Consider the following 19,006-nt stretch of genomic DNA (forward strand, 5'->3'; position numbering starts at 1 on the left):
GCTATTATAAATTATCCAGCTGATTGCTTTTTTTGTCTTCACTAATGGTCCAGAAAAAACCAATAAAAAAGAACTGGTCGGTGGCAGGTTGAAGCGCTCGCCTGTTGAAATTTCCGTTTGCATCGGGAGTATTGGCGTATTGGTAGCCGTTAATATTTTTGAATCCCAAAACATTGTTTACGGAAGCATACAGTATTTTTTGCGGACTGATTAAATACGCCCAATTTAAGCTCAAACTGTTGAAGCTTTTGGTTTTTTGATTTAAAAATCCGGACTGGTTGGGGTCGGTATAAGCACGTCCCGAGCCGTGAGCATAGCTAAACCCGATTTGGCTCCGCCATTGGTCTGCCCAATATTTCCCAACTACCGACAGGTTATGCGGATTTGCAAAATAAGGTCGCGCTTTGGTGGGATAGTTTTTGTAGCTCCGTTCAGAATCCAAAAAGGAATAGCTCAACCAATAATCGAGATTTTTAATGTTTTTGCTGTCGCGCCAAAACAAATCGATGCCTTTAGCGTACCCATGTCCACTAGTGTTGAAATTGCTGTTGAATGAAGCAAAATCGGTATCGTATTTTACCAAGTCATCATATTTTTTGTAGTAGGCTTCGGCGCGGAACAACTTTTTGTCGCCATTGTATTGATAGTTAAAAATATAATGGGTTGTTTTTTGAGGTTTTGAACTCTGGTTGAATTTTAATATTTCGCTAGAAGGGTTTTGATGAAAATTCCCGTAAGCCAACGATATTTGGCTTTTGTTGGAGGTTTTATAAGCCACTGAAAACCTCGGTGAAATCGTGAAATCATCAAATAATTGACTATACTCGCCACGCAGCCCTGATTTAAAGGCCAATGTTTTCGAAATGAAAATATCGGCTTCGGCAAAAGCGGCCGACAGATTGTTGTTAAAGCCATACTTGGGGCTTTCTAAAGTTTCGTCACGATAGGATTCGTTAAAATCAGTGGCAAAATATTCAGCGCCAAAATTGATTTTAAAGTGGTTGCTGACTCTGTTTTTTAATTTTAGTTTGGCATGTATGGAGTTTTCGGTATTTTTTATGGTGCTTTCTGCTATATTAAGGTTGTTGCCTGCCCGTGTATAACTCATCCCTCCAAAAAGCGTCCAAGAGCTGTTCAATTTGCTTTTGTATGAGCCGTTCATGTAAACGTTGTTGTTTTTTAGTTTAAAATAGAGACCTTCTGGAGTGTTGATGTCGTCTTGGGTGAGTTCAAAATTGGTGGCATCAAAAGCGCTATAAAGTTTAAATAGCCCCGAATTGATTTTGTGACGAAAAACGGCTTCCCCCGAAAGGGTTTCAAAAGGTTTTATCCATTGGTTTCTGTTGGTGAAAATCGCATTGTATGGCGCTAAATTTATATAGGAAGCATTAACGCTCACCGAACTTTTCTCCCATTTTTGGGTGTTTCCTAAACTGGCGCCCAAGCTCATAATGCCAATATCGGTTTTTTCTTGGTCGGGTTCGTCAATGGTATTTAGCAATAAAACACTGGATAGTGCCTGACCGTATTCTGCCGAATATCCACCGGTTGAAAACGTAATGCCGTCAAACAAAAATGGGGAGTAGCGCCCACGGGTAGGGGCATTGTTGGTGGTAGGCGTATAAGGCGTAAATACACGGATGCCATCTATGAAAATCTGGGTTTCGTTGGCATCGCCACCACGAACGAATAGTCGACCATCTTCAGCAACGGTGGTTGTTCCGGGCAAGGTTTGCAGTGCGCCAACAAAATCGCCCAAGGCACTTGCCGTGGTCACTACATCCAATGGCTTTAGTGCGTTTACTTTGCTATTGTCGCCAGCCGAAAAGGTGCCAGCCGACAGCACAACGGCATCTAAAGTATTCAGGTCCTTTTTCAATTTTATGGTAACATTTTTCATGAACGATATATCGCCAACCATTTTAAAAGTTTCGAAAGCTAAATATGAAACTACCAAAGTTTGTGTGCCAACTTCGGAAGTTGAAAACGAAAATTCACCATTTTCATTGGATGTGGCGCCGTCGTAAGTGCCTTCCAAATAAATATTGGCACCTTCAATGGGCGTGTTTTTGGTGTTTGAAACTGTTCCCTTAATGGTGGTTTGCGCCATGGTTTGAAGCGAAATAAAAATAAAGATGAGGAAGAAGATAGTGGTTTTCATCGGTTGGTTTTTTGTTCGTTTTTTGATGGATTAATGAATTTAGCCTGCACAAATTTGCAATAGGAAAGAGGAAGGAAAAATTGTTAAATACCGAACTGTTAAATAATGCTGATGAATTGATTTTTTTTTTTTTTTTTAGAAAAACTAAAATTAGGGTGTGGAAAAATGGACTGTCGATATATAGGAAATCGAACCGATTTGTATAAAATTGAAAGAAGATGATGTGCTGTTTTTAGGGTTTTTGGACGAATGAAAAACTATTAATTTTTTTTATATATTAGCTTCACAAAAAACTACTTAAAATTCAATTTTAAATCATAAAGACGGTTGATAGATTTTATTTATAGTTGTTTTATATTTTGTTTTTAATCAGGTTTTTGTTGATTGTAATTTAAACTTAAAATTTAAATTGTTATTTCTAATTTAAAATAATCACGAATCTTCAAAAAAGACGAAAAAAATCAGAATCAATCCCTTTCATTTTCTTCATCTATAAAGCTTAAAATGAAAATAGTTTTCGGTATTTGTAACATTCCTAAAAATTAAGCTACTTACATTGTAACTAAACCACCATCATTGAATAAAGAACTAGAACATAGTTTTGTTGAATTGCTGGAAAAGCACCAAAATATTGCACACAAAATTTGCCGTTTGTACACCAATAATTATGATGCCCACAACGATTTATTTCAGGAAATCACAATACAGCTTTGGAAGGCCTACCCGAAATTCCGGGGCGATTCGAAATTTAGTACCTGGATGTATCGTGTAGCTTTAAACACAGCCATTACACTTTACAGAAAATCGAAACGCACCATACAAACGCAAGATTTTGAAGGTGTGGAATTCAAAATAAAAGCGCAAGATTATGATGACACAGAAGAGCAACAACTTAAAGTGTTGTACCAAGCGGTACACCAATTAAACGACATAGAAAAAGCGTTGGTTTTCTTATATCTTGAAGATAAAAACTATAAGGAAATCAGTGAAACATTAGGTATTAGCGAGGTGAATGCCCGTGTGAAGATGAATAGAATTAAAACAAAGCTAAAAACCATTTTAAATCCGTGATGCTATGGATGGACTAGAGTTACTAAAGAAAGATTGGAATAAGCAACCGGAGCACAAGAAGCTTACGGTTAGTGAAATATACCCTTTGCTCCACAAAAAATCGTCTTCAATCGTGAAGACTTTATTTTACATTAGTGTGGCCGAATTGGTGTTTTGGATTTTAATCAATACCGTTCCGTATTTTACATCCGATTCGTTTAGGGAACGATTGGATACCGTATATGCTGATGATGGCACTTTTACCGTGCTTACTGTTTTTGGCTATGCCGTAATCCTCTTGTTTATTTTTCTGCTTTATAAGTCGTATAAATCCATTTCGGTAACTGATAGTGCCAAACAGCTCATGGAAAGCATTCTACGTACCCGAAAAATAGTGAAATACTATGTGCTTTATAATTTAATAGTCGCTGGGTTTTCGTTGCTTTTCGGTTTTTATTTTGCGTATACCCATAATCCCGAATTGGCCGATCAAGTAGCCCATTTTAGTCGGGAACAAACCATAATGGCCACAACAATAGTAGTCATTTCAACAGTGGTGTTTATACTGTTAATTTGGTTGTTCTACAGACTTATTTATGGTTTGTTGTTAAAACGACTAAACCGAAATTACAAAGAGTTGAAAAAACTAGATGTTTAAGATTTGACTACACCAAGGGTGTATAGCTGCTCCATGGTTGGGGTTTCGCTTCCACCGGCAGGTTCTAAAGTAATACCAAAGGCTTCACTCTCGTTGGCGTTTTCAATTTCGAAAATTTTGTTTTCATCAGAAGTAAAATCATCAATAGTGCCCAAACTGGTAGGTGTTAACGGACTTAGTTTTAACGACCAAACTTGGTACACGGTACCTTGTGGAGGGGTAGGAAGTCCTTGTGCGTCCAAGAATATACGGTTTGATGTTTTATCCCAATACACTTTAGCATAGGTGCTCGAAAAATTACCCTGGCCAGCCAATGGCACTTGGGTGATGTTGTCGTCCCTTAATACTGAAATTAAAGTGTTGGCTTCCTCTAAGCTAGTTTTTGAACGTTCAATTTGCGTTTCCAGTAAATCTATCTGTGTGTTGGAAATTTTTACGTCGCTTTCCAGTTGTCTGTTTTCGTTAGCGAGCCACATAAAGCCTACACCCAAAATAATGGCGGCTGCCCAGCCAGTGTAAGTTATCCAATTGTATTTTGATTTGGCAATCGTAACTACCTTACCTGATTTGCCTAAACCTAAATGGTCTTTTACGGCCTGGAAGATTTTCTTTCTGTTTGATGAAGGAGCGGCAGCTGAGGTTAATTTAATGGCAGCCGATTCTATTTCGAGAACTTCCTGTAAAATTTCTGGATGCTCCATCATCATATTGTAAACCTCTTGGTTTTCTTTTTCAGAAAGAACACCAGCTACGTAAAGCTCTAAAATACCAGATTCTATGTAGGTTTTAATGTCCATTTTAATTCAATACCAAATTTCTCAATTCTTTAATACAATTCCTGTTTCTTGTTTTTATGGTGCCCACGGGCATGTTTAGGGCTTCAGAAGCTTCGGTTTGGGTATAGCCCCTAAAATATAACAATTCGATAACAGACTTGCACTTTTCGCCTAGTTTGCCAACAAACTTTTTAATGCCAATGGCATCGGTTTTTTGCTCTAGGCTGTCGCCCGTTTCAATTATATCTACGAAAAAATCGGAGTCGAGGTTTTGTTTTGATTTTTTAAAGGCCTTAGAACGCGTTTTGTCTATGGCGGCATTTCGCGCTATATTCAAAATCCAAGTAAAAAACCGTCCCTTGTTGCTTGAATAAGTATCAGCCTTGTGCCATGCTTTTATAAAAACATCTTGCATCACTTCTTCGGCAATAGCATGGTCTCTCACAATATTGAAAATAACACCGTGCATGCTTTCGCTGTACATATCGTAAAGGCTTTCAAAAGCTTTTTCGTCTTTTTGCTTGAACTTTTCAACAAGGTGTTCTAAATTCATGTATAGTGGTTAAATAAAAAACCAAGATAATCAAATATAATTTGAAAATCTTGGTTTTTGCTATTGTTTATTGAAGCGCTTTACTATTACTTCAAGCTGTTTTAACTTTTTCTCAAGTAAGTGCTAACCTCAATGGCAACATCCTCCCAAGTTTTGCTTACACCATCTGCTCCTTTATGAAGATCGAAGCAAACTTTGTTCAAGGCTTCCAAAGCTTCTAGTGCATTCCAATCTTTAAGATTCATGGTTCCGGTTAAGGTTATGCGTCTTTCTTCTTGAATATCTATGTTTAAAGGAATGTTATGCGTTACCCCGTTCATGGTTAGCGAAGCGTTGCAAGCGCCACCGATACTATATTCAATTTTTCCCTTTAGCAACTCTGTATTTATCATAGAGCCAAAAAAGGCATCTTTAATTTTGGCATCTCGGGTGTTGGTTGCATCGTTGGTAAATAGGCTGCTAATTGGTATTGAAAATTCGAGGTTATTTAGAGCTTCTTGAGCTGAATTTCCAGATTTGCTATCGAAATTTAATGTGGTAAAAGTGCCGTTAACCCCAACTTTATCGGTGGTTTTATATGCTGTCCATTTAACAGAAGTAGCTTCTGGTTTTACAATAAATTTTTCAGATTGGATATTTTCTGTTTCAGGCGTTTGATTGTCTTTTTTGTTCTCTTTGCAAGAAACAAATCCGATGGCTAAAGCGATTAACGCTATACTTGCTTTTTTTATCATGTTTATTGTTCATTATAATAATATTCGAAAATAGAACAATCAAAAAACAATAGCAAACAACAGGTCGATATTAAATGTCAACATTATGTTAATTTTTGATAAGAAAAGAGGTTGGCGTTACTCTATAATTCCTGCGCAACTTATTCGAGCACCAGCCGCACCCGAAGGTTGAGATGTAAAATCGTCGACCCCAGCATGAACTATAATGGCTTTTCCAACAATGTTTTTATTTTCATCGTCGCAACCAATACACCATTCATCTGTAGTGAACGAAATGGTTCCGTTACCGTTTTCATCTGCAGTAAAGTTGCCAATATCACCTTTGTGGTAACCTCCGTTAGCACCCCACTTTCCATGAGGTTGTGCAGTAGGGTTCCAGTGACCACCGGTCGATGTGCCATCGGGAGCAGAACAGTCGGACGATTCATGGATGTGGATGGCATGTTGCCCAGCTTCAAGCCCGCTGATTATGGCCGTCATGATTACTTGTTTGTCCTCTTCCTTAAAAACCACTTTGCCGCTCACATTGCTATCGTTTTTAGCAACTAAGGTCGTTTTGATTTCCTTGCGAGCTTCGGTTGCTATTTCTGTTGTTTCAGTTTCCTTTTTCTCCTTTTTACAGGACAATAATCCTATGGTCAGGGTAATAATTACTATGCTTATTTTTTTCATTGTGTTTTGAGTTTTTTAGGTTCGCTTTAAGTTAAAACAATTGTAAACTATAGATTGACTTATATCATATTTTTATGTGTCGGATTCATTTAATTTTGACTTTTAAATGTTAGGTATGTTACAATCATTAGTCAATAAATACAATATTTCCGGACCGAGATACACCAGTTACCCAACGGTGCCCTATTGGAATTCAGATACTTTTTCTTTGGAAAAATGGAAAGATTCATTGGTGAAGTCGTTTAACGAAAGTAATACCAATGAGGGCGTTAGTCTTTATATCCATTTACCGTTTTGCGAAAGCTTGTGTACGTTTTGCGGATGCAATAAGCGCATTACTAAGCAACACGGTGTAGAGTCGCCATACATAGAGTCGGTTTTGAAAGAATGGAACCTTTATTTGGAGTTGTTGGGTGAAAAGCCTAAAATAAAGGAAATGCACTTGGGAGGCGGTACGCCAACGTTTTTTAGTACAGAAAATTTAAAACGGTTGATTAACGGTATTTTGGGTGCTTCTGAAGTTGCAGAAAACCACGAATTCAGTTTTGAGGGGCATCCCAATAATACTACAGCCGAGCATTTACAGATGTTTTACAATTTAGGATTTAGGCGAGTGAGTTTCGGCGTTCAGGATTATAATGAAACCGTGCAGAAGGCCATTCATCGGGTTCAGCCTTTTGGAAATGTAAAACGGGTAACTGATGCTGCCCGAAAAATAGGCTACACTTCGGTGGGGCACGATATTATTTTTGGCTTGCCATTTCAAACTTTAGAACATATTGAGCAAACCATATTAAAAACCAAGGCACTGTTGCCCGACCGTTTGGCGTTTTATAGCTATGCGCATGTGCCGTGGATAAAAGGTAATGGGCAACGCGGATTTGATGAAGCCGATTTACCATCGGCAAAACTAAAGCGGCAACAGTACGAATTAGGAAAAAAACTGTTGGCCGAAGTGGGCTACACCGAAGTAGGGATGGATCATTTTGCTCTAGAAACCGATAGTTTGTTCCAATCGATGCAAAATGGGAGTTTACACCGAAATTTTATGGGCTATACAGCATCAAAAACCCAAGCCATGATTGGGTTGGGCGTATCGTCAATAAGCGATAGTTGGTACGGGTTTTCGCAAAATGTAAAGAAAATTGAGGATTATTATCGTTTGTTGGGAGAAAACACCATTCCGGTGTATCGCGGGCATATTTTAAGCGATGAAGATTTGATAATCCGAAAACATATTCTTAACTTAATGTGTCAATTTAAAACATCGTGGCGCGATAAAACCTTGTATTTTAAGGAAATTCCAGATGTGCTTATAAAGTTAAGTGAAATGGAAAAAGACCAATTACTCAACATCAACGCCCACGGTATCGAGGTAACTCCATTAGGAAGGCCGTTTGTTAGAAATATTTGCATGGCTTTCGATGTGCTATTGCAACGAAAACAACCCGATACGCAATTGTTTTCCATGACTGTTTAAACCAAGTTTCACCCTAAAATCAAACAAAAATGAAAACCATTATAATTCCAGTTGATTTTTCAGAACAATCAGAATACGCATTAAAAGCAGCGGCACAGCTCGCCAAAAAGTTTGATGCCGAATTGTTGGTGCTACATATGCTCGAAATGTCCGACATTATGCTTTCGGCTTCGGGGGGCATGCAAAACCAAAAAAGCATGTTTTTCCTTCAGTTGGCTGAACAAAAGTTTGAGGAATTTTTGAAAAAGGACTACTTAAAAGGCATTCGAATCAAACCTATTATTAAACATTTTAAGGTGTTTAGCGAGGTTAACGATGTGGCTATTGAAAACAATGCCGACCTTATTGTTATGGGGTCTCATGGCGCTTCGGGCTTTAAGGAGTTTTTTGTGGGGTCTAATACAGAGCGGGTGGTGCGCCATTCGGAAATTCCAGTCCTTGTTGTGAAAAACGATGTGAAAACTACCGATTATAAATCGGGCGTGTTTGCTTGCGATTTTTCGGAGGAAGCTATAGAGCCTTATTTGAAAGCGGATCGATTTTTTAGAAAAACGGGGGCAAAAATGAATTTGGTGTATGTGAATTTACCCAATGAACGATTTAAAAGTACCGCAGAAATTGAAAAACGAGTGATTAACTTTTTTACCAAAGCTGAACGAAGTTTGGATAAAATGGCCGATGTGAGTTATGTGTCGGACTATACGGTTGAGGGAGGTATTTTAAATTTCGCCAATAAAATACATGCCGATATTATTGCTATTCCAACCCACGGACGAAAAGGCTTGGCACACTTCTTTGAAGGTAGTGTGGGTGAAGATGTAGCCAACCATGCTAACTTGCCTGTTGTAACTTTTAAGATATAGCGTTCTATTTTATAAATCGGGATTGTGAATGGCCAAAATATTGAATAGTGATGCTTTGGTGTTGAAAAAATCATTCTCTAAAGCAATGGCTTTTAGTTTGGCATCAATAAGTTTTGACTCTCTTGAGTTGACCAAAAACAACGAACTTTCGCCCAAAAAGAATTTGCGTTCTTCGGCAGTGAGCATTTTGCCGTAATCTTCAACAATGGCTTTGGTGTATTGGTTTTGCAGAGAGTACGATTTCAATTCCTGGCTTATGGCATCAATCTTATTTTTAAGGCTTACTTTGGTGTTTTGGAGGTCGAAGGTGGTGTTTTGCAATTTTAAGTTAGCTAATTTTAAATCGCCACGTTCCTTCCGCAAAAACAACGGAATGTAAATATTCAAACCGCTTTTGTAAGCTGATGTGCTGAACGAGCGTGCTATTTCTGGAGTTTCAGATAGAAAATTGTACTGTAAATCGATCTGTGGTAATAGGTTATTGCGTTTAAGGCGTTGTTCAATGGTTAAACTTTTTATTTTGTAGTCCAAAGACTTTAGTTTGGGGTGATTTTCCACATTAAAGCTTTCAATGTCCAGTTCCGCGGTGTTGAGTGTAGTATCAATAGTTTCAAATGTGTTGGTGTTCGGAACCATGCCATCTTTCAATTCAATGGGCGTATCGTTGTTCAGCCACAAAAAATTCGATACGTTTAATGTCGATTTCACAAATTTTATCCGTGCTTTTTCCAGATTCAGTTTTCTGTTATTTAGGGTTATACGTGCCTCTAAAGTATCAATGGCAGGTTTGTCTCCGGTTTCAAAACTCTTCTTTATGCCATTAAAACGCATTTCGGCATTGGTTAAAAAGGCTTCGTAAACTTGTTTTTCGTTATAGGTTTTTAGCCAATCAAAATAAGCGAGTGTGGCATCGTATAAAATTTGGTTCACGAGCATTTGGCGGTCTGCTTTCGCTTGGTTTACGTACAATTTAGATTGCCGTAACATGGCCATGCGTTTATTGGTGAGCAACCCACGTGCCACGGGAATGGAAACCCCGGCGCTGTAAAGTCCATCGGTTGGCACTGTTGATTCCGGATTCAAATAATAACCCGTGTTTTCCTCAAAGTTACCTTTAAATTCAATGCCAAACCATGTCGGGATTTTGAATGAGGCGTTGAGCTTGTCGTAATACTCTGTGCCTTTAAATGTTTTTCGGGCGTAATCAACTTCTACTTTGGGGTCGAAGGCACCACGGGCTTTGAGCAGTTTGGCCTCGCTTTCCGAAATCACCAAATTGGCCTGTTTTACAATAGGGTGGTAGGCTTTTACATAGCCCAAGTATTCGGCTAATGAAATGACCGAAGTGCTGTCTTGGGCCGTCAAAAAACCGCTAATGAACAATAGAAAGCCTACAATAAATCGTTTCATTTTTTATCTTTTTTTGAAGCCGTTTTATTGGTTGCTGGTTGATAGTAGTTAGGCGGGAAACTGTTAACTTGCCTCCAAAGTTCGAACCAAATAGGCACATCTTCCAATAACGCAATGGTTCTTGCGCCCGATCCCACTCTAATATCTTTTGGCCAAGTATGGTCGGATTCATCGGGAGCCAACAATACTCTATATTTCCCGTTGTCACTTATAAAACGTTCAATGGCCGTTATTTTGGCGCCGTAAGTTCCGTAGGAGGCGTTGGGCCATCCACTAAAAACAATAGCTGGCCATCCGTCAAACTGTACGCGCACTTTTTCCCCAATGTGTAAAAGTGGTAAATCTATAGGTCTAACGAAGGTTTCAACGGCCAAATCGTATTGTGCTGGCATAATGCCCACAAGGTCGGCGCCTTCTTTAAAAGTAATCCCGACACCGCCTGTTACAGCACGGTTTATATAGCCATCTTGGGGAGCCGTTACGTATAAAAGACTGTTTCTTTTTTTGTAATTAGAATAGGTGTTTTCAAGTTTGGTAACCTGTGCCTTGGTATCGAATTGACTGGATTGTGCCGTAAACATATCGCTTTGCGCTTTCGATATTTTGTCGGTAAAAGTGGCGTTGGTTCTCGATAGCTCCAATTGTGCATTGATAACCTCGTTTTGGCTGGCCAAATATTTGTTTTCTTGTGAAATCAATTTCGCCTGTGTTTCCTGAAGTTTTAAGCGTTTTTCCTCCACATCCTTCACGGCTTTAAGCCCTTCTTCCTGTAAGGTTTGTGTTCGGTTAAACTGGCGCTCTGCAATACTCAGGTTGGTTTTTGCGGCTTCCAAATCTATGCTATCGCTTTTTACTTTAAGTTGCGATTGCATCAGTTTGTTTTCCGCTTGCTTCAGTTTGAGTTTTCGCTCACTTTCTAATGCTGAAATTTGTCGGTTCAAAGCTTTAACTTTGCCTTCATAAGCTGTAACTGATGATGATTTTGCCAAGATTTGCTCATTGGTGCGCTCAACAAGTTGGTCGTCAAAATAGTCGCTTTTTATCTCGGAAATCCTTAAAATGGTATCGCCTTTTTTTACAAAATCACCCTCTTGTACAAACCATTCTTCAATACGGCCGGGAATTTGCGATTGTATGGTTTGTGGGCGTTGGTTGGGTTTTAAGGTGGTTACCAATCCTTGCCCGGTGATGTTTTGCGTCCAAGGGAGGAAAAGCACAATAAATCCAATTATAGCTGCTGCCAACAAAAACTTGTTAAACGATTTGTAATAGGTTTTGCCCATTATTTTTTTGGCAGACTTAAACATAGTTAAGTCTATTTTTTTATTCAATGGGTTTGGAGATATATTCAGCATGTTTAACTACGTTTAAATTTGATGGTTCCACGATCTAAATTGATGAGTTCGGTGCATTTATCTATCCAAGCGCTGCTGCTGCTTACCACGATAAGCCCCCAAGGTCTGTCTTTGTGCGATAAATAATCAATAATAGTGTTGGTTTCGGCTTGATGGAAACGATCTAAAGCATCTTCAAGAATAAGCAATTTGGGTTTTTTAATGATGGCACGCGCCAAAACCAGTTTTTTGGAAATGGTAAAACTCATTTGCTTACCGTCGGGGTGAAGAACCGTATCCAGGCCTTTATCTTGGTCTCTAATGAAAGCTTTTAAGCCTACAATATCGAGTACATCATAAAGTTTTTCGTCTGGAATTTCAGAATTTCCGAAGGTTAAATTTTCCCTAATGGTGCCCTCAAAAGGTGTTTCGTGAGAGAGCGACAACCCCAATTGCGATCTGTAAAAATTAATGTGAAGACTGTCGATAGACATATCGTTTATATAAATATGGCCTGAAGTGGCCTTGATTACCCCAGAAATTAATTGCAGCAAAGTGGACTTTCCGGCGCCACTTTCCCCTTGGATTAAAATTCTACTCTGCGCATTAATGTTGAATGAAATATCTTTTAATATGGGTTTTTTTCGGTTGGAAACTTCATAGGAAACTTGGTCAAGCTCAATATGGATGCCTTTTGAAAATGAAGGTGAATTGCCTTCTTGGCTTTCCAATTCTTTGTCAACAATTTGCCCAATTTTTTCTAAAGAGGTGAGGGTGTCGTAAAAGGGTTCCAGGCCCAAAATCAATTTTTCCACCGAACCAATCACCAAAAGAATGATGATTTCGGCAGCAACAAATTGCCCGATATTCATTTCTTGGTTTAATACCAAAGCCCCGCCAATAAGCAACAAACTGGCGGTAACGATGACTTTAAAGCTAATCATTTGGATGAATTGGAGCATAAGGATGCTAAAGTGGCTTTCTCTCGACTTTAAATAATCGTTTACCAAAGTGTCGTTTTTGCTCATGCCCAAGTTGGTGCTTCCAGAAAGTTTAAAGCTGATAACAGATCTTGCAATTTCTTGAATCCAATGGGCTACTCGATATTTGTTTTTTGATTCCTTAAGGCTAGTTTCGAGTCCTTTTTGAGCCGTAAATTTGAAAACGACAAAAACCAGAACCAATAATAATATCCCGAAAACAATAAAAAACGGATGGTAAAACGATAACAGAATGAGCGCGAAAATAATCTGCAACACCGCAGTGGGCACATCAATCAATATTTTAGATAAACTTTTTTGAATGGTGAGCGTATCGAAAAAACGATTGGCCAACTCGGGCGGGTAATAATTGCGCAGTTCGGCCATTTTTATTTTCGGGAAACGATAGGCCAACTCGAACGACGAACGTGTGAAAATACGTTGTTGGATAGTTTCGATAATGCGCAGTTGCATGAGTTGCAAAGCCCCTGAAAAAGCTACGCCCAATGTTACCAAAATAACCAGAATGATCCATGAGGTAGATACTTGGGCACCTTGTATTAAATTAATGATGGCCTGGATGCCTAAAGGTAATGATAGAGCTACAATACCCGAAAAAATGGCATAATAAAAAATTTGCCGGATATCTCGTTTTTCTAGTTGAAGCAGACCGATTAAGCGTTTCCAAGGCGTCATTTTTGTGTGTTCCATATTAAATGTTCAGCGTTTTTAGTACAAGGTTTTTGTAAAATAGGGTTGGGGTATCGCCCGTTTTGCAATCGGTTATCGATGCAAAATGATCCTTTAAAAAATGTTGGTGCAAGCTACCATCAATAATAGTGCTGGCAAGCGTTGACGGAAATTCGTAATTGGGGTTTATCTCTTTTATCATATCCCGAAGGCGGTGCACAATGCGCTTGTAAACTACAAAATAGCCTTCTTTGTTTTCTTGGTCAACTTCCTTTGTTAAAAAGGATTTTGAATTTTCATTTATCATGATTCGGTTTAAAACCACTTCATTAATATGCGAAAAATTAGAATCTTTTTTAGTATTTCGAGTAACCACCTCAATAGCTTTTTCTAATTTGTTACATGGACTTAAACTATGGGTTTCAAAAACCAATTGGTACTCAATCCATGCCCAATACCACGACGATAAGTACAGCAGAAATTTATGTTTGCTCTCAAAGTAGCGGTAAATGGAACTTTCGTTAGATCCAATTTTAATACCCAGTTTTTTAAAGGTGAAACTGTCAAACCCAAGTTCATCAATCAAAAGGATGCCGTTTTCCACAATGCGTTTACCCAATTCCGACGATTCGGGATCTTTAACATAAATCTTTTCAGGTACAGAAATTTTTAAATTAGAAAGTAAATTTTTCATCTATTTAAATTTTGCGACCATTGTTTTCTTAATGGTTTAGTTGGTGTTGGCTAAATTCCAAAATGCCCGTTAAAGACTTTTTTGAAATTTATAAACGCAAATATAATAGTGTTACTATTAAAATGGAAAATAAAACTATCAATTTTGTTGATGTTTAATCAATAAACGTTATTGAGAGTTAAAAAAATATTTTGTGAACAATTTGTGTTGTATCTATGTTTGAAAATTTCATAACGTAGTTTGAAACTAGCCAATATTATTTAACTTGCAACAATTACGAAAAAATTAAAATGAGCGATATAAAAAAGGAATTTTTAGATAAACTTAAAGACTTTTCAAAAGAATTGACCGACTATGTTTCGGACAAAGTTGGTGATTGGAAAGTGAAAGGTTTTATCGACATAGAAAAGAGTGTTTACACCATCTCTTCTGATACCAAAATTATTTCTAAAATTCTCGAAATTCAACTTTTTCCGAAATTCAAAGAATTTGCAGACCAAAATGGATACGAAATAGTTCTTGCTGAAAAGCAAAATTGGTATCCTGACTTATCGTTTGTAAACAAGAAAAAGCCGAAAATAAAATTCGCGGTTGATATAAAAACAACATACCGATTAGATGATTATGACGGTTTTTGTAATGGATTTACATTGGGGTCTCACGGTGAATATTTCAGAAAAAGAACAAGTACAAAAAACATTCAATTCCCTTACGCTGAATATACCTCACACATTTGTTTGGGAATTTTGTACACAAGAGCATTATCAACCGATATTGACGAAACGAAAATTCTACAACTTAACGAATTAGATAAAATCACTTCTGTAATTAAAGACCTTGTATTCTTCGCAGAAGAAAAATGGAAAATCTCAAGCTATAGGAGTGGAAGTGGTAATACTGCCAATATTGGAAGTGTTGAATATATAGACGATATTCTAAATGGTTACGGTGTTTTCAAAAACCTTGGGGAAAAATGGTTTGATGAATATTGGATTGACTTTGGCAAAATTGACCTAAAAGACGAAAAAGGAAAACCCATATTAACTCCTAAAGGAAAAATCAAAAAAATAACTAATCTGAAAGATTATTTAAATTACCGAGGAGAAGATGATTCTAAAATAAACCCAGTTCGACCTAAAAGTAAGAATAAGAAAAAATGAAAACATTTGTCCCACCAATAAAATCACAAGGTATCAAAACCAAATTGGTTGAATGGATTGCCACCAACGTAAAAGAAATAGACTTTGAGTGTTGGGTTGAGCCATTTATGGGTACAGGTGTAGTTGCTTTTAATGTTCGCCCTAGAAAAGCATTGCTTTGTGATAGCAATCCACATTTGATAAATTTTTACAAAGCCATTCAGAACAAGGAAATAACCAGTGGATTGGTTAGAAAATATTTGAATGAAGAAGGAGAGAAACTATTACAAACCGACGGGAAACATTATTATGTGGTTCGGGATAGGTTTAATGAATCAGGCAATTCTTTAGATTTTTTGTTTTTAAGTCGTTCATGCTTTAATGGTATGATGCGGTTTAATAAAAAAGGAGGTTTTAACGTTCCGTTTTGTAAAAAACCAAACCGTTTTGCGCAAGCATTGGTCACTAAAATAACTAATCAAGTTGAGAACATATCGCAGATTATAGAACTTGGTGATTATGAGTTTAAGCATCAGGATTTTAAAGAAACCTTATCGGAGTTAAAAAAAACTGATTTGGTTTATTCAGACCCACCATATATTGGAAGGCACGTAGACTATTTTGATAGTTGGACAGAAGAAGAAGAAATTATTTTGAATAATGGTTTACAATCTTCTAATTGTAAATTCATTTTGTCAACTTGGTTGAGCAACAAATATAGAACAAACGACTATGTGTTTTCTGTTTGGAAAGAAAGTTATGTTGCAACTAAAGAACATTTTTATCACGTTGGAGGAAAAGAAACAAACCGAAATGCTGTTTATGAAGCACTTTTATCGAATATAGAATTAAAGGATAGTATTTCAAATTCTGAAATGAAATCACGAATTAAAAACGACAAATCCCAATTGACTTCTAAACCAAAAAAGTATGACTTTCCAGAGCAAATGTTGTTAAAATTGGAAGAAAAAATTGTTGCTAAATCAAAAGAGTCATTAAAAGAAAAGCATTCTACTTAATGGCACTCCATACCGCTGGAAACCAAATTGTAAACTGAAGTGGGAGAGAGGTAAGGTATGCCAAGCCCCATACCACGAATAATAAACAAAGCACCAATAATTACCACAAAAACCGGGATCGCTTTTTGAATGCGCTGTCTGGCTGTGCCTTTCAATAACTGAGTGAAATATACAGTGGTAGTCATTAAAGGAACCGTGCCCAAACCAAAAACGGCCATGTACAAACTTCCGTTTAAAGCTTTGCCGCTGGCAATAGCAGCAAAAATGGCCATGTAAACCAAGCCGCAGGGCAAAAAACCATTTAAAAAACCAATGGTTAAAAACGTGTCGGGCGTTTTTTTCTTTAAAGCATGACCCAACGCCGACTTCACTTTCGAAATCATTCTATAAATCGGTTTTGAGAAGTTGTATTTGCTGAGTGTTTTCTGCGGAATTAAAACGGCCAAAATCATTAATATCCCAATAATGATTGACAGTTGCTGTTGGAACCCAAACAAAGAGAGGCTCTTTCCAACGAGACCAAAAACGAATCCAATTAACGAATAAGCCAGTAATCGGCCAAAATGGTAAATGCCAATTTGTGTGAACTTTTTTAAATTATTGGTTCGGTCAACCGGAAGCATAAATGCAATGGGACCGCACATGCCCACACAGTGCAAGCTGCCCAAAAGCCCCAAAACAAATGCCGAAACTAACATATCAATAATTTATGGTTTCTTTGAATAAATACGATTGGTTGTTGTATTGCCAATCTATTTTAATGTTCCAACGGCCATCCACCAAACGATTGTCAGGTATGAGCAAATAAGGTTTGGACAATGAAATAGCAGTATCAAAGTCCAATTGTTTGTTAGATGGCCTGTACAGGAACACCTTTCCGGTAATTTTTTTGAAATCAACATTACTTGGAAAGTATATAACCAATCCCTCGGTTATGCGTTTGTAGCTTATGTTTTCACTTAGTGTTTTGGCGTTTCTCAGCTTGTCAATATCCTTTTGGTAATTCAGTTCTTCGGCATAATAATTTTCCGTAACCAAATCGTGGTCGTATTTGCTGTTCACGTTCATGGTAACAATAAAGTACATGATAAAGCTTATAAAGCCTATAAAGGCCAATACAATTCCGGTTCCCCAATTCATTTTCATAATTTTATATTTTTTTCGCCCTGAACTTGCCTGTGCTAATACTTTCAGAGACTCATTATTGTTTTTATGGCATTGCCCTCGATACCTCGGGGCGGGCTTTCACAGCTCGCTGCCTCCTGCGTCGGCGAGCTCAAACAAACTGTTCAATCCCTAATGCACCTATCCGCAAGTTTTGTTTCTGTTCCAAGTACCGTGCTTACCTAAAACTTCGCGGCCCCAAAAAGTTGGCCGTTGTTGTTTCAATAAGCGTATCGTTTTGGTACACCCCAATTTTAATATGGTTTCTGTCGCCCGAAAGCGCAGCATTGTTAATTTCAATAAATAATGTGCCCTCAGCAATGCCCTGTTCGGGAACGGTAAAGCTTTGTTCGGTCGAGACTAATTTCAACTCCCCTTTATGCGACAATAATTTCAGACTCACATTGGTTATATCGCTAGTGGTTTTGTTCACCAGTTTATAGGTGAACACGTTGCTGATCATGTTGTTTTCTTTGTGCTCGTACAATTGCCCGGGCAGTCTCAAAACATTGGCTTCAACATCGTTTCTTAAAAACAGCATGCCCGTAAGCATCCCAATTAAAATCACCAAAATGGCTATATAGCCCTTCATTCGGGGCGTTAGCTTAAAGGGTGTTTTGTTTTCAATATTTTCCTCGCTAGCATATCTAATTAACCCTTTTGGTAAATTGATGCTTTCCATAATGTGGTCGCATTCGTCAATACAAGCGGTGCAGTTTACACATTCCAATTGTGTACCGTTTCTTATGTCGATACCTGTTGGGCAAACATGTACACACTGAAAACAATCAATGCAGTCGCCAAACCCTAAGGCCTGTCGGTCTTCGTTTTTTCTGAATTTTTTCCGTCCGTTTTCGGCTTCGCCACGTTTATGGTCGTAGGCCACCACAATCGATTTGGTATCCAGAAGCACCCCTTGCAACCTTCCGTAAGGGCAGGCAATAATGCAAACCTGCTCTCTAAACCATGCAAAAACAAAATAGAAAACCGCAGTGAAAATTAACAACGGAAACAATATACCCAAATGCTCGAACGGCCCATCGGTGATGTAACGCAACAATTTGTCGCTGCCAATCAGGTAGGCCAAAAATATGTTGGCTATTAAAAACGAAATCACCAAAAAGATAAACCATTTTAAAAGGCGTTTTCTTATTTTTTCTGCATCCCATTTTTGTTTGTCTAATTTGCGTTGTTTGTTGCGGTCGCCATCAATCCAATATTCAATTCTTCTGAAAACCATTTCCATAAAAATGGTTTGCGGACAAATCCACCCGCAAAAAATGCGTCCAAACCCCACAGTAAACAGTGTAATGAATACCACGCCAATTAGCATCGAAATAACAAACAAATGAAAATCTTGTGGCCAAAACGGAAACCCGAAAATATTAAAACGGCGTTCCATAATATTGAACATTAAAAACTGGTTGCCGTTTACCTTAACAAAGGGCGAAACAAACAAAAAAGCCAACAAAAAATAGCTCACCCATTTTCTGTAGTCGTAAAGCTTGCCGCTGGGTTTTTTGGGGTACACCCAAGCGCGTTTACCTTCTTCGGTAACCGTGCCAATGGAATCTCTAAATATTTCGTTGTTTGGAGTGTCCAATGTGTTTTGTTTTAAAACCTACCGTG

18 protein-coding genes are annotated in these 19,006 nt (G+C 37.9%); 6 read left to right on the forward strand and 12 right to left on the reverse strand.

What is annotated here, in order from left to right; genetic code table 11:
* Positions 1-4: 4 nt before the first annotated feature.
* Complete coding sequence (locus tag HC176_RS05465; protein ID WP_167917180.1) at positions 5-2,161, reverse strand: TonB-dependent receptor; 2,157 nt, start codon at positions 2,159-2,161, stop codon at positions 5-7.
* A gap of 576 nt (positions 2,162-2,737) precedes the next feature.
* On the opposite strand from HC176_RS05465, the gene HC176_RS05470 reads away from it, so the two are divergent.
* The gene (locus HC176_RS05470) at positions 2,738-3,232 is read left to right on the forward strand and encodes an RNA polymerase sigma factor (RefSeq protein ID WP_167917181.1); all 495 of its coding nucleotides are present in this window, start codon (positions 2,738-2,740) and stop codon (positions 3,230-3,232) included.
* Positions 3,233-3,236: 4 nt separating this feature from the next.
* A complete protein-coding gene (locus tag HC176_RS05475; RefSeq protein WP_167917182.1) occupies positions 3,237-3,869 on the forward strand; it encodes a hypothetical protein in 633 nt (210 codons plus the stop codon).
* On the opposite strand, the gene HC176_RS05480 is transcribed toward HC176_RS05475, so the two are convergent.
* The 4 genes from HC176_RS05480 to HC176_RS05495 all read right to left on the reverse strand — a co-directional run bounded on the left by HC176_RS05480 (position 3,866) and on the right by HC176_RS05495 (position 6,604).
* Positions 3,866-4,666, reverse strand: coding sequence for an anti-sigma factor (locus tag HC176_RS05480; RefSeq protein ID WP_167917183.1), 801 nt, complete (start codon positions 4,664-4,666; stop codon positions 3,866-3,868). The two genes, HC176_RS05475 and HC176_RS05480, sit on opposite strands and share 4 nt — an antisense overlap.
* Before the next feature lies 1 nt (position 4,667).
* The gene (locus HC176_RS05485) at positions 4,668-5,198 is read right to left on the reverse strand and encodes an RNA polymerase sigma factor (protein WP_167917184.1); all 531 of its coding nucleotides are present in this window, start codon (positions 5,196-5,198) and stop codon (positions 4,668-4,670) included.
* A 101-nt stretch (positions 5,199-5,299) separates the two neighbouring features.
* Positions 5,300-5,932, reverse strand: coding sequence for a YceI family protein (locus HC176_RS05490; protein WP_167917185.1), 633 nt, complete (start codon positions 5,930-5,932; stop codon positions 5,300-5,302).
* A 117-nt stretch (positions 5,933-6,049) separates the two neighbouring features.
* Positions 6,050-6,604 (reverse strand): superoxide dismutase family protein, encoded by a 555-nt coding sequence (locus HC176_RS05495; RefSeq protein WP_167917186.1) that lies wholly within the window; start codon positions 6,602-6,604, stop codon positions 6,050-6,052.
* A gap of 115 nt (positions 6,605-6,719) precedes the next feature.
* Here HC176_RS05495 and hemN point away from each other — a divergent pair, with 115 nt between their 5' ends.
* Positions 6,720-8,084 (forward strand): oxygen-independent coproporphyrinogen III oxidase, encoded by a 1,365-nt coding sequence (hemN, locus tag HC176_RS05500; RefSeq protein ID WP_167917187.1) that lies wholly within the window; start codon positions 6,720-6,722, stop codon positions 8,082-8,084.
* Between the two features lie 29 nt (positions 8,085-8,113).
* Positions 8,114-8,947 carry a universal stress protein gene (locus tag HC176_RS05505; RefSeq protein WP_167917188.1) on the forward strand — a complete coding sequence of 278 codons (834 nt, stop codon included), beginning with the start codon at positions 8,114-8,116 and terminating at the stop codon, positions 8,945-8,947.
* Positions 8,948-8,956: 9 nt separating this feature from the next.
* Here the strand turns inward: HC176_RS05505 and HC176_RS05510 are convergent, their stop codons facing one another.
* Genes HC176_RS05510 through HC176_RS05525 form a run of 4 tightly spaced genes read right to left on the reverse strand, consistent with a single transcriptional unit; the run spans position 8,957 to position 14,055 of the window.
* Positions 8,957-10,357, reverse strand: coding sequence for a TolC family protein (locus tag HC176_RS05510; RefSeq protein ID WP_167917189.1), 1,401 nt, complete (start codon positions 10,355-10,357; stop codon positions 8,957-8,959).
* Entirely contained in the window at positions 10,354-11,712 is a 1,359-nt protein-coding gene (locus HC176_RS05515; protein WP_167917190.1) for an HlyD family secretion protein, read from the reverse strand. The genes HC176_RS05510 and HC176_RS05515 overlap by 4 nt, the downstream gene beginning before the upstream one ends.
* 2 nt (positions 11,713-11,714) lie before the next feature.
* Positions 11,715-13,382: a peptidase domain-containing ABC transporter gene (locus HC176_RS05520; RefSeq protein ID WP_167917191.1), complete on the reverse strand. Its 1,668-nt coding sequence runs from the start codon at positions 13,380-13,382 to the stop codon at positions 11,715-11,717.
* A 1-nt stretch (position 13,383) separates the two neighbouring features.
* Positions 13,384-14,055: a TetR/AcrR family transcriptional regulator gene (locus tag HC176_RS05525; protein ID WP_167917192.1), complete on the reverse strand. Its 672-nt coding sequence runs from the start codon at positions 14,053-14,055 to the stop codon at positions 13,384-13,386.
* Between the two features lie 290 nt (positions 14,056-14,345).
* Between HC176_RS05525 and HC176_RS05530 the strand changes: the two genes are divergently transcribed.
* Together HC176_RS05530 and HC176_RS05535 are read left to right on the forward strand one after the other, a co-directional pair.
* Positions 14,346-15,215, forward strand: coding sequence for a type II restriction endonuclease (locus tag HC176_RS05530; protein ID WP_167917193.1), 870 nt, complete (start codon positions 14,346-14,348; stop codon positions 15,213-15,215).
* Positions 15,212-16,213 carry a Dam family site-specific DNA-(adenine-N6)-methyltransferase gene (locus tag HC176_RS05535; RefSeq protein ID WP_167917194.1) on the forward strand — a complete coding sequence of 334 codons (1,002 nt, stop codon included), beginning with the start codon at positions 15,212-15,214 and terminating at the stop codon, positions 16,211-16,213. The genes HC176_RS05530 and HC176_RS05535 overlap by 4 nt, the downstream gene beginning before the upstream one ends.
* On the opposite strand, the gene HC176_RS05540 is transcribed toward HC176_RS05535, so the two are convergent.
* The 3 genes from HC176_RS05540 to ccoG all read right to left on the reverse strand — a co-directional run bounded on the left by HC176_RS05540 (position 16,210) and on the right by ccoG (position 18,980).
* Positions 16,210-16,911 carry a sulfite exporter TauE/SafE family protein gene (locus HC176_RS05540; protein WP_167917195.1) on the reverse strand — a complete coding sequence of 234 codons (702 nt, stop codon included), beginning with the start codon at positions 16,909-16,911 and terminating at the stop codon, positions 16,210-16,212. The genes HC176_RS05535 and HC176_RS05540 overlap by 4 nt on opposite strands.
* Position 16,912: 1 nt before the next feature.
* On the reverse strand, positions 16,913-17,359 hold the full coding sequence (locus HC176_RS05545) for a FixH family protein (protein ID WP_167917196.1): 447 nt from the start codon (positions 17,357-17,359) through the stop codon (positions 16,913-16,915).
* Between the two features lie 196 nt (positions 17,360-17,555).
* On the reverse strand, positions 17,556-18,980 hold the full coding sequence (gene ccoG, locus HC176_RS05550; protein ID WP_167917197.1) for a cytochrome c oxidase accessory protein CcoG: 1,425 nt from the start codon (positions 18,978-18,980) through the stop codon (positions 17,556-17,558).
* Positions 18,981-19,006 lie beyond the last annotated feature (26 nt).

It is taken from the genome of Tamlana crocina (assembly GCF_012037625.1).